This is a genomic window from Bacillus alveayuensis, assembly GCA_030812955.1.
GTDB lineage: Bacteria > Bacillota > Bacilli > Bacillales > Aeribacillaceae > Bacillus_CB > Bacillus_CB alveayuensis.
In genome coordinates, this window is sequence record JAUSTR010000001.1 from 377,795 (window position 1) to 391,146 (window position 13,352).

14 protein-coding genes and 1 other annotated feature are annotated in these 13,352 nt (G+C 35.5%); all 14 genes read left to right on the forward strand.

The window, feature by feature from the left end; all coding sequences use genetic code 11:
• The first annotated feature begins 19 nt into the window (after window positions 1-19).
• The 14 genes from yqfC to J2S06_RS01915 all read left to right on the forward strand — a co-directional run bounded on the left by yqfC (window position 20) and on the right by J2S06_RS01915 (window position 12,889).
• The gene (yqfC, locus tag J2S06_RS01850; RefSeq protein ID WP_044895826.1) at window positions 20-304 is read left to right on the forward strand and encodes a sporulation protein YqfC; all 285 of its coding nucleotides are present in this window, start codon (window positions 20-22) and stop codon (window positions 302-304) included.
• A gap of 16 nt (window positions 305-320) precedes the next feature.
• The gene (yqfD, locus tag J2S06_RS01855) at window positions 321-1,508 is read left to right on the forward strand and encodes a sporulation protein YqfD (protein ID WP_419151109.1); all 1,188 of its coding nucleotides are present in this window, start codon (window positions 321-323) and stop codon (window positions 1,506-1,508) included.
• 3 nt (window positions 1,509-1,511) lie between these two features.
• Window positions 1,512-2,471, forward strand: coding sequence for a PhoH family protein (locus J2S06_RS01860; RefSeq protein WP_419151110.1), 960 nt, complete (start codon window positions 1,512-1,514; stop codon window positions 2,469-2,471).
• 101 nt (window positions 2,472-2,572) lie between these two features.
• Complete coding sequence (locus tag J2S06_RS01865) at window positions 2,573-4,726, forward strand: HD family phosphohydrolase (RefSeq protein WP_419151111.1); 2,154 nt, start codon at window positions 2,573-2,575, stop codon at window positions 4,724-4,726.
• Complete coding sequence (gene ybeY / locus J2S06_RS01870) at window positions 4,723-5,199, forward strand: rRNA maturation RNase YbeY (protein ID WP_044895829.1); 477 nt, start codon at window positions 4,723-4,725, stop codon at window positions 5,197-5,199. Before J2S06_RS01865 ends, ybeY begins: the two co-directional genes overlap by 4 nt.
• On the forward strand, window positions 5,177-5,566 hold the full coding sequence (locus tag J2S06_RS01875) for a diacylglycerol kinase family protein (RefSeq protein ID WP_419151112.1): 390 nt from the start codon (window positions 5,177-5,179) through the stop codon (window positions 5,564-5,566). The genes ybeY and J2S06_RS01875 overlap by 23 nt, the downstream gene beginning before the upstream one ends.
• A gap of 95 nt (window positions 5,567-5,661) precedes the next feature.
• A complete protein-coding gene (locus tag J2S06_RS01880) occupies window positions 5,662-6,060 on the forward strand; it encodes a cytidine deaminase (protein WP_419151113.1) in 399 nt (132 codons plus the stop codon).
• On the forward strand, window positions 6,053-6,958 hold the full coding sequence (era, locus tag J2S06_RS01885) for a GTPase Era (protein WP_044895832.1): 906 nt from the start codon (window positions 6,053-6,055) through the stop codon (window positions 6,956-6,958). The genes J2S06_RS01880 and era overlap by 8 nt, the downstream gene beginning before the upstream one ends.
• A gap of 115 nt (window positions 6,959-7,073) precedes the next feature.
• On the forward strand, window positions 7,074-7,217 hold the full coding sequence (locus tag J2S06_RS01890) for a YqzL family protein (RefSeq protein ID WP_083979373.1): 144 nt from the start codon (window positions 7,074-7,076) through the stop codon (window positions 7,215-7,217).
• A 29-nt stretch (window positions 7,218-7,246) separates the two neighbouring features.
• Window positions 7,247-7,999, forward strand: a complete 753-nt coding sequence (gene recO, locus J2S06_RS01895) for a DNA repair protein RecO (RefSeq protein ID WP_419151114.1) — start codon at window positions 7,247-7,249, stop codon at window positions 7,997-7,999.
• 53 nt (window positions 8,000-8,052) lie between these two features.
• Window positions 8,053-8,224, forward strand: a binding site (T-box leader).
• Between the two features lie 86 nt (window positions 8,225-8,310).
• The gene (glyQ, locus tag J2S06_RS01900; RefSeq protein WP_419151443.1) at window positions 8,311-9,201 is read left to right on the forward strand and encodes a glycine--tRNA ligase subunit alpha; all 891 of its coding nucleotides are present in this window, start codon (window positions 8,311-8,313) and stop codon (window positions 9,199-9,201) included.
• Window positions 9,194-11,257, forward strand: a complete 2,064-nt coding sequence (gene glyS, locus J2S06_RS01905) for a glycine--tRNA ligase subunit beta (RefSeq protein ID WP_419151115.1) — start codon at window positions 9,194-9,196, stop codon at window positions 11,255-11,257. Before glyQ ends, glyS begins: the two co-directional genes overlap by 8 nt.
• A gap of 167 nt (window positions 11,258-11,424) precedes the next feature.
• Complete coding sequence (locus J2S06_RS01910; protein WP_044895865.1) at window positions 11,425-12,063, forward strand: helix-turn-helix transcriptional regulator; 639 nt, start codon at window positions 11,425-11,427, stop codon at window positions 12,061-12,063.
• 19 nt (window positions 12,064-12,082) lie between these two features.
• Window positions 12,083-12,889 carry a pyruvate, water dikinase regulatory protein gene (locus tag J2S06_RS01915; protein ID WP_419151116.1) on the forward strand — a complete coding sequence of 269 codons (807 nt, stop codon included), beginning with the start codon at window positions 12,083-12,085 and terminating at the stop codon, window positions 12,887-12,889.
• Window positions 12,890-13,352: the final 463 nt, after the last annotated feature.

Sequence of the window (13,352 nt, forward strand, 5' to 3'; positions counted from 1 at the left end):
ATGAAGGGAGGTTCTTTTTATGGCGAAAAAATGGCATCAAAGAATGAAAAATTGGATGACGAAAACATTAGAAGTACCTCCTGATGTGACGATGGATCTTCCACGTATTACCATGATTGGACAACTACATATATACATAGAGAATCATAAAGGATTATTAACTTTTACTGACCAAGAGATACGTTTGTTATTAAAGCAAGGTCAGTTGCTCATAAAAGGTCACCATTTTGTCATAAAAACGATATTACCTGAAGAAATCATGTTAGAAGGACATATTGAAAGCGTGATATTTATTGAATCGTAAAGTTAGGAGGCCAAGGATGAAAAATAATTGGATCTATTTTTTTACTGGAACGGTACAAGTCTCTTTAACTGGACTAGGAATAGAACGATTTATAAATGAGTGTATACGCCAGGGGATCATTATTTGGAATGTCAAACGTCATCAATCAGGGGGGGTTTCATTTTTTATTCGCCTCTCAGATGTACATGCTTTAAGAAAAATTGTGAAAAAGTATGAATGTAAATGTTCATTTCAAAAACGTATGGGAGCGCCATTTTGGCTGAAGCGTTCCTATAAAAATGTAGGATTTGTTATAGGGATCGGAATTTTTTTTATCATTACTTTTATATTATCAAACATGATTTGGGGAATTGAAATTAAAGGGGCAGAACCAAAAACGGAACATTTAATTGAAAAAGAGCTCTCCAAAATAGGATTGAAAAAAGGTGCTCTTCAATTTTTATTGCCCGAGTCTGAACAAATCCAGGCACATGTCATGAAGAATGTAGAGCAAATATCGTGGATTGGAATTGATTTAGTCGGTACAACCTACTATATTGAAGTTGTCGAAAAAAGTGAACCACCTAAAATGGAGGTTTCAAGTCCGCGCCATATTGTCGCAAAAAAAGAGGCTGTGATTGCTAAAATGTTTGTTGAAAAGGGACAACCAATGGTAAGTATCAACGACCATGTAGCAAAAGGCCAAATATTAGTTTCTGGATTAATAGGAGATGAAGAACATCAAAGATTAGTTTCTGCAAAAGGAGAAATTTATGGTGAAACATGGTATGTAACAACTGTACAAGTTCCAATCACCTCAACATTACAAGTTTTAACAGGCAATCGTTTAATAAAACATAAACTGCAAATGGGTTCCATTACATTACCCATTTGGGGGTTTCAACATGTAGAATATGAACAATTCCAAAAGGAACAAACGATCAAGCCCTTTCGCTTTCTTAAATGGACATTACCAATCGCTTATAAAAAAGAAATCTATTATGAAGAAGAAGCGGTAACGAAAAAATATAATGAAAAAGAAGCAAAAGAAAAAGGGATAGAGATCGCCAAAAAAAAATTAAAGAATCAATTAGGGAAAAGAGATCAAATCATGGACGAAAAAGTTTTGCACGTAATGCGTGAGAATGGTAAAGTAAAATTGAAAATACTGTTCCAAGTGATGGAAGATATTGTGGAAACAAAACCAATTGTACAGGGAGATTAAAGAATGCCAGAAGAGTTAGTAACGATAAATCAACAACTAGAAAATGCAAACGAAGCAATCGCCTTGTTTGGAATTCATGATGTGAATTTAAAACGAATCGAAGAGGAACTAAAAGTAACGATTATCACACGTGGTGAGGCCGTTTATGTTTCAGGTGAACAAGAAAAAGCTGAGCTTGTTGATCATCTTCTCAAATCTCTATTAACCGTCATACGTAAAGGTGTGTATATTACGGAACGAGATGTTTTATATGCAATACGTATGGCGAAAAACGGGACATTAAATGAATTCGAAAGCTTGTTTGATGATGAAATTGCCAAAAGTGCAAAAGGAAAGTCTATACGTGTTAAAACATTAGGTCAACGAAGATATATTGAGGAAATTAAGAAAAAAGACTTAGTGTTTGGAATCGGTCCAGCAGGAACCGGAAAAACGTTTTTAGCAGTTGTGATGGCCGTTCATGCATTGAAAAACGGATTTGTGAAAAGGATTATATTAACACGCCCAGCTGTTGAAGCAGGTGAAAACTTAGGTTTCCTTCCAGGTGATTTAAAAGAAAAGGTCGATCCATACTTAAGGCCTTTGTATGATGCTTTACACGAAGTTTTAGGGAGCGATCATACAGAAAGACTCATTGAAAGGGGAACAATCGAAATTGCCCCGCTTGCATATATGAGGGGGAGAACGCTTGAAGATGCGTTTGTTATATTGGATGAAGCCCAAAATACAACTCCAGCACAAATGAAAATGTTTTTAACCCGTTTAGGTTTTGGTTCAAAAATGATTATTACGGGTGATATTTCTCAAGTGGATTTGCCGAAAGGTGTAAAATCTGGTTTAGCGGTAGCAAAAGAGACGCTTTCAAAAATTCATGGCATATCTTTTGTTTACTTAGAACAAACCGATGTTGTTCGACACCCATTAGTTGCAAAAATTATCGAAGCCTATATTAGGCAGGAATGAATTTCATTTGGCCCGTCACCCCGTATTGAACGGGTCCTTTTTCATGATCAATATCCATCACGTTTGAAAGATGAAAACAGGTGATGGGGAGGTTATCAAAAATGAGAAGGATCGTTAAAAAGAAACTAAAAAAACGAAAGGAAAATCATTTATCTAAATCGATTCAGTCCCTTCATTTTATTCATTATATCGTCTTAGCGATAATTTTATTTGTTGTTCTTTTTAGCAATGTAAAACCGGATACATTCGATGCAAAGCTTTTTAGCATATCTGAGCAAACCATTTATGCACCAACAACCGTCGTTGATGAAGAAATGACAAAGAAAAAGCAAGAAGAAGCAGCGGCAAATGTTGAAGACCAATACGTATTAAATCAAGGATATGTAGAGAATAGTGTCACAATGGTTAAATCTATTTTTGATTCGATCATCGAAGTTTCAAAGCTTGCAGAACAAAATGGAGAAAATGAACATGTAGTGTCTGATGATATACAGAAAAAGCTACAAGAAACGTTAACTTCTGCCGTTTATGAAAAAATTCCAACGGATGTTTTTACTATTTTACTAAAAGCGAATGAATCGGAATTAAATTTAGCAAGAGATTCTGTTGTTACGGCCGTTCATAACATTATGAGCAAGCCGATTAAGGTGGAGCAAGTAGCAGAAGCTAGAGCTAGTGTGAAAAATGAACTGCAATATGTCAATTTATCAAATGAACTCGTTCAAGCAGCTGCTAAAATTGGTGAAATGGCGATTATTCCGAATTACACATTTGATGTACAAGCAACTGAAGCAAAAAGACAACAAGCCCGTGAAGAAGTTCAGGAAGTCCAAATTAAACAAGGACAAATTATCGTTGAAGAAGGACAATTAATTGACAGGGAAGTCTACCGAAAGCTTGAATTGCTTGGATTATTGGACAATAAATATACGTTTCAGCCTTTTATTGGACTTTCCTTGCTGATTTTACTCATGATTTCTTTACTTATTTATTATGTGGAAAAGGAAAAAAAATTTTACATTAGTAAACATCAATCTTTATTACTATACACGATTATTTTTAGTATTACACTTGCGATGATGAAAATCATCAGTTTGTTTCAAGAAATGGATTATTCCCATATTGGTTTTATCGTCCCAGTTTCAATGGGTGTTATGTTAATTAAACTGCTGATTAATCCTCGATTAGCGTTCGTAACGAGCTTAATCTTTGCGATATGTGGAAGTTTAATTTTTAATGAAGATGTAACGAGTACATTTAATTTTATTGTTGGTCTTTATTATTTATTCGGATGTTTGGCAGCCATTTTGTTTTTAGGAGAACATAATGTTCGTGCCAAAATCTTACAGGCTGGTCTTTTTGTTTCTTTAGTCAATGTTTTTGTCGTAACATCCGTTACATTAATTCAAAATGGCAGCACGTCTAATCTTGAAATAGGCTCATACTTTGTTATGGCTGCTGTTTCTGGTGTTGTTTCATCTGTGTTAGCCATTGGGTTTCTGCCGTTTTTTGAATCAGGATTTGGTATTTTATCGACGATGAAATTAATAGAATTATCTAACCCAAACCATCCGCTGTTACGTAAAATTTTGACGGAAGCCCCAGGCACTTATCATCATAGTGTCATGGTTGCGAATTTAGCAGAGTCTGCTTGTGAAGCGATAGGGGCAAATGGGTTGCTAGCTAGGGTCGGCAGTTATTATCATGATATCGGTAAAACGAAACGACCTCACTATTTCATCGAAAATCAAATGAATATGGAAAACCCGCATGATAAATTGTCAGCCCAGCTTAGTAAAAATATTATTATTGCCCATACAACAGAAGGGGCGGAAATGTTAAGGAAGCATAAAATGCCTAAAGAATTTATTGATATCGCCGAGCAGCATCATGGTACTTCATTATTGAAATACTTTTATCATAAAGCTAAAGAAAACAGTCATCATGAAATATTAGAAGAAGAGTTTCGCTATCCGGGACCAAAGCCACAAACAAAAGAAATTGCCGTGATCTCCATTGCCGATAGTGTAGAAGCTGCGGTACGATCCCTAAAAAATCCAACACCTGATAAAATCGAAAAGCTTGTGAAAGCTATTATTAAAGATCGGATTCAAGATGGACAGTTTGATGAATGCAATATTACATTTAAAGAACTTGATATCGTGGCAAAGTCTTTATGTGAAACATTAAAAGGAATTTTCCACTCACGAATTGAGTATCCTGAACTTGCAGATAAGAAGGTGAAACAAGCATGAGATTAATGATTGATTTAGTAGATGAAACGAATACGTTGTCTAAAGAACAGTTGCAAATGGTTGAAAAATTATTACATTTTGCAGCAGAAGAAGAAAAGGTGGAAGACGGAGCTGAACTGTCTGTTACTTTTGTGACAAATGAAGAAATTCAAAAAATAAACCGTGAATATCGTGGGAAAGACCAGCCGACAGATGTTATTTCCTTTGCTTTGGAGGAAATGGGAGAAGGGGAAGTAAAAGTTATTGGGGCTGATTTGCCGAAGGCGCTAGGAGATATTATTATTTCCGTGGAAAAGGCCAAGGAGCAAGCGGAAGAATACGGACACTCGTTTATTCGTGAAATCGGCTTTTTAACGATACATGGTTTTCTTCATTTATTAGGATATGATCACATGACAGAAGAAGAAGAAAAAATCATGTTTGCAAGACAAAAGGAAATTTTGGAGAATTATGGCCTGCATCGATCCATTTAAATCAAATGGCAAAAGGTTTTTTCATAGCTTCGTATTTGCTTGGCAAGGAATCATCTCAACTGTAAAAAGTGAGAGGAATTTTCGAATACATCTTCTTGCATCTGTTCTTGTGATCATAGCCGGTATTTATTTTCGCATTAGTTTGCTTGAATGGATCATTCTTTTTTTATTGATTGGGGGTATATTGGCATTAGAATTAATCAATACAGCGATTGAATGTGTCGTTGATTTAGTTATGCAGAAAAAATATCATCCCCTTGCGAAAACGGCAAAAGATGTAGGGGCAGGAGCGGTTTTGGTTTATGTGATCATTTCTGTTATAATTGGAATACTCATCTTTATTCCTAAATTAACCATTCATCAATAGTGAGAATTTTCTAAAAATTACACATGGAAAATATTGTGGATATGCGGTAAAATATATTTATAAGCTGCTAGTTCAACATGAAAGGAAGAAATGGAATGAATACTCAACAACTACTAGAAGAAGCAAAAGTAGCAAGAGAAATGGCTTATGCTCCGTATTCAAAATTTAAAGTAGGGGCGGCCATTGAAACAGTAGATGGAAAAATTTATAAAGGTTGTAACATTGAAAATGCAGCTTACTCAATGTGCAATTGTGCCGAAAGAACGGCATTATTTAAAGCGATTTCTGAAGGAGATCAAGAGTTTAAAGCCCTTGCAGTTGTGGCAGATACAAACAGGCCTGTCCCGCCCTGTGGTGCTTGTCGCCAAGTCATTGCTGAACTATGTCCAATAGACATGAAGGTCATTTTATCTAACTTAAAAGGCGATATACAGGAATTAACGGTCGAAGAATTGCTTCCTGGAGCCTTTTCACCGGAGGATTTAAATGAATAATTCATTTAAATCAGGATTTGTATCTATTATTGGTCGACCAAATGTTGGAAAATCAACCTTCATCAACCGTGTAATTGGACAAAAGATCGCGATTATGAGCGACAAGCCACAAACGACACGAAACAAAATTCAAGGAGTATATACGACCAATCAATCGCAAATTATTTTTATCGATACACCTGGAATTCATAAGCCAAAGCATAAACTAGGCGACTTTATGATGAAAATTACCCAAAACACATTAAAAGAAGTTGACTTGATTTTATTTATGGTCAATGCGATGGAAGGGCTCGGACGGGGTGAAGAATATATTATCGAAAGATTAAAAGAAACCAATACCCCGGTTTTTCTAGTTATTAATAAAATCGATCAAGTGCATCCTGATGAATTATTGCCAATTATTGATCAGTATAAGGATAAATTTGATTTCCAAGAAATAGTTCCAATTTCCGCATTACAGGGGAACAATATTGATACCCTTTTAAAGCAAATCGAAACGTATTTACCAGAAGGCCCACAATATTATCCAAGCGATCAAGTGACTGATCATCCGGAGCGTTTTATTATCTCTGAATTAATACGTGAAAAAGTACTGCATTTAACGAGAGAAGAAGTCCCACATTCTGTTGCGGTAGTAGTCGATGCCATTGAAAAAAGAGAAAATAATCAAGCTGTTTATGTAGCTGCCACTATTATTGTTGAGCGTGATTCACAAAAAGGGATTATCATAGGTAAGCAAGGGGGAATGTTAAAGGAAATTGGGCAACGGGCAAGAGTAGATATTGAAAACTTGTTAGGTTCTAAAGTGTTTTTGGAGTTATGGGTAAAAGTACAAAAAGATTGGCGTAACCGTTTAACGCAGCTTCGCGATTTTGGCTTTAAAGAAGATGAATATTAAGCCTTTTGCCTTTTGATTAGAAAAATTTGTGTCTCATGAATTCGGAAAATAGTGGTCAACATAAAAAATGAGTTGAATATCGCTACTACTCCTAATGAGGGAAGGTGGGGTTACTATGTTAGATTTCACCTGGAGATTATTCACAAAAACTGGTAATATTGATACGTATCTTCTTTTTAAGGAAATTGAAAAGGAATTGACAAACGGAGCTGAAACAGAAAAAGAAGAGTTAACTGAACTTGATTTTCCTGTTTCCTAAAGCTATATCCAGTTGGATGGTGAACATGGTTGCTGCATAAATGTGAAGGAATTGTGATTCGAACAACTAATTACGGAGAAACGAATAAAGTTGTGACAATATATACGCGTGAAAAAGGAAAAGTTGGAGTAATGGCAAGAGGTGCGAACAAACCGAATAGTCGCCTCGCAGCTGTTACCCAACTTTTTACTTATGGAACCTTTTTGTTTCAAAAATCATCTGGATTAGGCAGCCTTCAACAAGGGGAAACAATTCAATCTATGCGTGCAATTCGTGAGGATATTTTTCTTACAGCTTACGCTTCATATTTAACAGAACTGTTAGATAAAGGGACCGAAAATGAAAAACCAAATCCTTTTTTATTTGAACTTTATTATCAAACGCTACACTTTTTAATGGAAGGGCTCGATCCAGATATTTTAATCAATATTTATGAGATGAAAATGTTAAATGTTTTTGGACTATATCCAGAATTAAATAAATGTGTCATTTGTTCACAGAAAGAAGGAACCTTTCATTTTTCATTAAAGGAAAATGGTTTTATTTGTCATCGATGTTTTGAACATGACCCATATCGTTTAATGATTTCATCTACAGTTGTTAAACTGTTGAGAGTATTTTATTATTTAGATCTGTCACGTCTTGGTCAAGTTTCAGTGAAGGATGAAACAAAAAAAGAATTAAGATGGGTCATTGATGAATATTATCAAGAATACTCGGGACTTTCATTAAAGTCAAAAAGGTTTTTAAAACAGCTTGACAATTTGCGTAATAAGTTGTAAATGATAATATTGACAATATGATCATTTTTCATTACGATTTTTATAATTGCATAGTGATTGCGTTGAAGGAAAGGAGTACTTACGTTTTCCATAAAAAGCGACCTTAGGATGGTGGAAGCTAAGGTATGGATCGTAAGGAAGGGCGTTCTGGAGCAATGCGTTGGAAAAGTGGCTGATGGATTTCAGCAAATAGGGTGGAACCGCGGGTTAACTCTCGTCCCTATGCATAAAACTTGCATAGAGATGAGAGTTTTTTTGATGCTTTTTATTTTCTCAATGATTTTTAAAGATTTATTGGAGGTGCTAATATGATGAATATTCAAGAAATGATTTTAACCTTGCAAAAGCATTGGGCTGATTATGGCTGTATTTTAATGCAGGCATATGATGTTGAAAAAGGGGCGGGAACAATGAGCCCTTATACGTTTTTGCGCAGTATTGGTCCAGAACCATGGAATGTAGCCTATGTTGAGCCGTCAAGAAGACCAGTTGATGGTCGCTATGGTGAGAACCCAAACCGTTTATATCAACACCATCAATTTCAGGTGATCATGAAGCCATCACCACATAATATTCAAGAAATTTACTTAGATTCTCTCAAAGCATTAGGTATTGATCCATTAAAACATGATATTCGCTTTGTTGAGGACAACTGGGAAGCCCCTACACTAGGAGCAGCTGGTCTAGGCTGGGAAGTATGGTTAGATGGGATGGAAATAACACAGTTTACGTATTTCCAGCAAGTTGGTGGTTTGGAATGTAAACCCGTATCTGTAGAAATCACATACGGTATTGAACGTTTAGCCTCTTACATTCAGGATAAAGAAAATGTTTTTGACTTAGAATGGACAGATGGTTTTACAGTTCGTGATATTTTCTTAATGCCTGAATATGAACATTCTAAATATACATTTGAAACATCAGATACGGAAATGCTTTTAAATTTATTTAATATTTACGAAAAGGAAGCACATCGTCAAATGGATGAAGGTCTTGTACATCCAGCTTATGACTATGTTTTAAAATGTTCTCATACGTTTAATCAATTGGATGCTAAAGGAGCCATATCTGTAACAGAGCGAACCGGTTATATTGCAAGAGTTCGTCAATTAGCTAGAAAAGTAGCGAAAACTTACTATGAAGAACGAGAAAAATTAGGTTTTCCGATGTTAAAAGAAAAGGAGGCGAACCGTGATGAGTAAACGTGATTTATTAATTGAAATAGGTCTTGAAGAGATGCCTGCAAGATTTGTCTCTGATGCGATTAACCAACTCGCAGAGAAGGTCGAAAATTGGATGTGTGAACAAAATATTTCCTACAGTGAAATGAAACAATTTTCAACCCCAAGGCGCTTATCTGTTTTGCTTACAAATGTTGCCGAAAAGCAGAAGGATATTCAAGAAGAGGCAAAAGGTCCTGCCAAAAAGATTGCTCTTGATCATGAAGGAAATTGGACAAAAGCAGCAATTGGTTTTTCACGTGGCCAAGGTGCATCTGTTGAGGATATTTATTTTAAAGAAGTGAATGGGACAGAATATGCCTTCGTGCAAAAGTTTATGAAAGGAAAAGAAACGAAAGAATTGCTAGTAGGTTTAAAAGAGATCATTGAAAGTTTAACATTCCCAAAAAATATGCGCTGGGGAAGCTATGATCTTCGTTATGTAAGACCAATACAATGGTTAACAGTTCTTTTTGGCAATGACGTGATTCCATTTTCCATAACGGATGTCCAAACTGGAAATATTACATATGGACATCGTTTTATTGGACAAAAAGTTGAACTAGCGGATCCTTCTGAATATGAAGAAGCCTTATTAGAGAATTTTTGTATAGCAAATGCTGATAAAAGAAAGCAAGTCATTCGGGATCAAATAAAAGCTATTGAAAAAGAAAAGAACTGGGTGATTCCGATTGATGAGGACCTGTTAGAGGAAGTCACAAACCTAGTAGAATATCCTACAGCCCTTTACGGTTCATTTGAAAACGAGTATTTAAATCTTCCGGAAGAAGTGTTGATTACAACGATGCGTGAACATCAGCGTTACTTTCCGGTAAAAGATCAGTCAGGCAAGTTGCTGCCATATTTTATCACTGTTCGAAATGGAGATCGCCATTACTTAGAAAATGTAGCGCGAGGAAACGAAAAAGTATTGCGTGCGCGATTAGCTGATGCAAATTTCTTCTATCGAGAAGATCAAAAATTAACAATCGAAAAAGCTCAGGAAAAATTAGAGAAAATTGTCTTCCATGAGGAATTAGGAACAGTTGGCGAAAAAGTGCGGCGAATCGTAAAACTTTCCAAGCAATTGGCCAATAGGCTTCCAATACCAGAACATGATATGGAAAATGTAGAAAGAGCCGCATCTATTTGTAAATTCGACTTAGTTACACAGATGGTTTATGAATTTCCTGAGTTGCAAGGAATAATGGGTGAAAAATACGCACGGCTAAAAGGGGAAAAAGAAGAAGTAGCTACGGCTATCAATGAGCATTATATGCCTCGCCTTGCTTCCGACGATACGCCTAAATCGACAATTGGAGCTATTGTAGGGATTGCAGATAAATTAGATACGATTGTTGGATTTTTCTCGATTGGGAAAATTCCTTCAGGGTCACAAGATCCATACGCATTACGGAGACAGGCTAGTGGGATTGTGCAAATCCTAAAAGATAAGAAATGGCGCATCCCATTACATGAACTTTTTTCAATGGCAATCGAACAATATCCTATTAAAGATGATGAGTCTTTACAATCAGAGCTGCTGTCGTTTTTGCAAATGCGTGTTAAACATGTATTACAAGAAGAAGGAATCCGCTACGACATTATTGACGCTGTATTACAGTCTACGTATCATGAAATTAATTCATATTTTGAACGAGCAAGGGAGTTAGCGAATGAGGTCCATTCACAAGATTTTAAAGAAGTAGTCGAAGCTTTATCACGTGTGATCAATATTTCTAAAAAAGGAGAATATCGAGAAATTCATCCTAATTTATTTGAAAAAGAAGAAGAACATGCTTTATATAAAGCATATCTTCAATTGCAGCAACAATATAGCACATTATCTAAAGTAGGAGACTTCAAGGAAATATTTGCACAGTTCAAAGCATTAAAAGAGACCATTAGTAAATACTTTGATCATATTATGGTGATGACCGAGGATCAAGATGTTCAAGAAAACCGGCTTGCCCAAATGGTTCATTTAGCTCATATCATCACATCCTTTGCAAATATGAATACCATTGTCGTAAAATAACATATAAAGGTTAAGACGATTATCCTGTGGATAATCGTCTTCCTTATTTTTTATCATCCATAAATAGTATATAATATTTCTATATAGTATAACCTAATCATTTCCCTTTACGTCATTTCTGAAGGTTAAAATTTCCTTTTTTTATTATAGGCTTTTGCTTGAAGGTGGTGAGGACAATAGAACTGAATAAACGGCAAGAACAGATTTTACAAATCGTGAAAGAGAACGGACCGATAACAGGCGAGCATATAGCGGATAAGCTCAATTTAACAAGAGCAACACTTCGTCCAGATTTAGCGATCTTAACAATGGCTGGATACTTAGAAGCACGACCACGGGTAGGTTACTTTTATACAGGAAAATCAGGTACGCAATTATTATCAGATAAATTAAAAAAGCTTAAAGTTAAAGATTTTCAATCCATACCAGTTGTTGTGAATGAAAATGTATCAGTCTATGATGCAATATGCACGATGTTTTTGGAAGATGTTGGAACTTTGATTGTCGTCGATGACAAATCATTATTAGTTGGTATATTATCAAGAAAAGATTTGTTGCGGGCAAGCATCGGTAAACAAGATCTAACATCCATTCCAGTTCATATTATCATGACGAGAATGCCGAATATAACGGTTTGCAGGAGAGATGATCTCATTATCGATGTGGCGAAAACGCTCATCGAAAAACAAATTGATGCGATCCCGGTGATTAAAGAAACAGATGAAGGCTTTGAAGTAGTTGGGAGAATTACCAAAACGAACATGACGAAAATTTTAGTTGGACTTGTGGATAATGAGATTATCTAATTAGAAATGGGGGAATGGAATGAGTAATCGGATCATATATGTCGTGTCTGACTCTGTAGGAGAGACAGCAGATTTAGTCGTAAAAGCAGCAATCAGTCAATTTAATGGGTCAACACACGACACCATTGTCAAACACATTCCGTATGTAGAAGATAAAGAAACGATTAAGGAAGTCATTTCATTAGCTAAATTGGATCAAGCGATAATTTGCTTTACACTAGTTGTACCTGAACTGAGAAATTATTTAATTGCAGAGGCGACAAAAGAAGGAGTTGTCTATCATGATATCATCGGGCCATTAATAGATAAAATGGAAAGTTCTTATGGTATGAAGGCAAAATATGAACCTGGCCGTGTACGAAAGCTCGATGATGATTATTTTAAAAAAGTAGAAGCGATTGAATTTGCCGTAAAGTATGATGATGGCCGAGATCCACGCGGAATTATGAAAGCAGATATCGTACTTATAGGTGTTTCTAGAACATCTAAAACACCTCTTTCACAATATTTGGCTCTAAAGCGATTTAAGGTTGCTAATGTTCCAATCGTTCCTGAAGTTGACCCGCCAGAAGAGCTTTTTAAAGTTCCTTCACAAAAATGTATTGGTCTTAAAATAAGTCCAGAAAAACTAAACTTTATTAGACGTGAGCGTTTGAAATCGTTAGGTTTAAATGATCAAGCTGTCTATGCGAATATTAATCGAATTAAAGAAGAATTGGCCTTTTTTGAAAAGGTAGTAGAAAAAATTGGTTGTCAAGTGATTGATGTTTCAAATAAAGCTGTAGAGGAAACGGCTAACATTATTCAAACGATTATGAACAGCTAAATGAAATAGTTAGCCAAGGAAACCTGCTTTTTTCCAATATGTTGATGTGGAAACAAGTAGGTTTTTGTTTGCAGCTGCACTAAACCACAAATGTTAATATGTTTGTCGTTCAATAACGATTTAATATTTTTGGCCTTTTCTAAAAGATTGTTGCTTTACTATACAATAGCTTTTCGACTGCAGGAAAGCGATACGCTTGCTATGTCACGCTAAAGCCAGTCGAAAAGCAACAAAGTTTACGAAAACAGCCATATTTTAAATAAATAATAATGGAAGATTAAAGAGGAATGTATTATAATAAAAAATTGTGATAAAAATATACGATTTTAGGTTTAGACTTAAAAAAATGCGAATAAACTATTTATTGTAAGTTGTCAAGAGCCCTGATCCAAATATATTCGACATCAACTGTCATGAATAAGCACAAATTCCCCTTTTTCTTTAAAAATATTGCAGGAATTTT

Excerpts from the sequence above, each read along its gene's own strand:
- yqfC (WP_044895826.1), top strand. The coding sequence starts at position 20 with ATGGCGAAAAAATGGCATCAAAGAATGAAAAATTGGATGACGAAAACA.
- yqfD (WP_419151109.1), top strand. The coding sequence starts at position 321 with ATGAAAAATAATTGGATCTATTTTTTTACTGGAACGGTACAAGTCTCT.
- J2S06_RS01860 (WP_419151110.1), top strand. The coding sequence starts at position 1,512 with ATGCCAGAAGAGTTAGTAACGATAAATCAACAACTAGAAAATGCAAAC.
- J2S06_RS01865 (WP_419151111.1), top strand. The coding sequence starts at position 2,573 with ATGAGAAGGATCGTTAAAAAGAAACTAAAAAAACGAAAGGAAAATCAT.
- ybeY (WP_044895829.1), top strand. The coding sequence starts at position 4,723 with ATGAGATTAATGATTGATTTAGTAGATGAAACGAATACGTTGTCTAAA.
- J2S06_RS01875 (WP_419151112.1), top strand. The coding sequence starts at position 5,177 with ATGGCCTGCATCGATCCATTTAAATCAAATGGCAAAAGGTTTTTTCAT.
- J2S06_RS01880 (WP_419151113.1), top strand. The coding sequence starts at position 5,662 with ATGAATACTCAACAACTACTAGAAGAAGCAAAAGTAGCAAGAGAAATG.
- era (WP_044895832.1), top strand. The coding sequence starts at position 6,053 with ATGAATAATTCATTTAAATCAGGATTTGTATCTATTATTGGTCGACCA.
- J2S06_RS01890 (WP_083979373.1), top strand. The coding sequence starts at position 7,074 with ATGTTAGATTTCACCTGGAGATTATTCACAAAAACTGGTAATATTGAT.
- glyQ (WP_419151443.1), top strand. The coding sequence starts at position 8,311 with ATGAATATTCAAGAAATGATTTTAACCTTGCAAAAGCATTGGGCTGAT.
- glyS (WP_419151115.1), top strand. The coding sequence starts at position 9,194 with ATGAGTAAACGTGATTTATTAATTGAAATAGGTCTTGAAGAGATGCCT.
- J2S06_RS01915 (WP_419151116.1), top strand. The coding sequence starts at position 12,083 with ATGAGTAATCGGATCATATATGTCGTGTCTGACTCTGTAGGAGAGACA.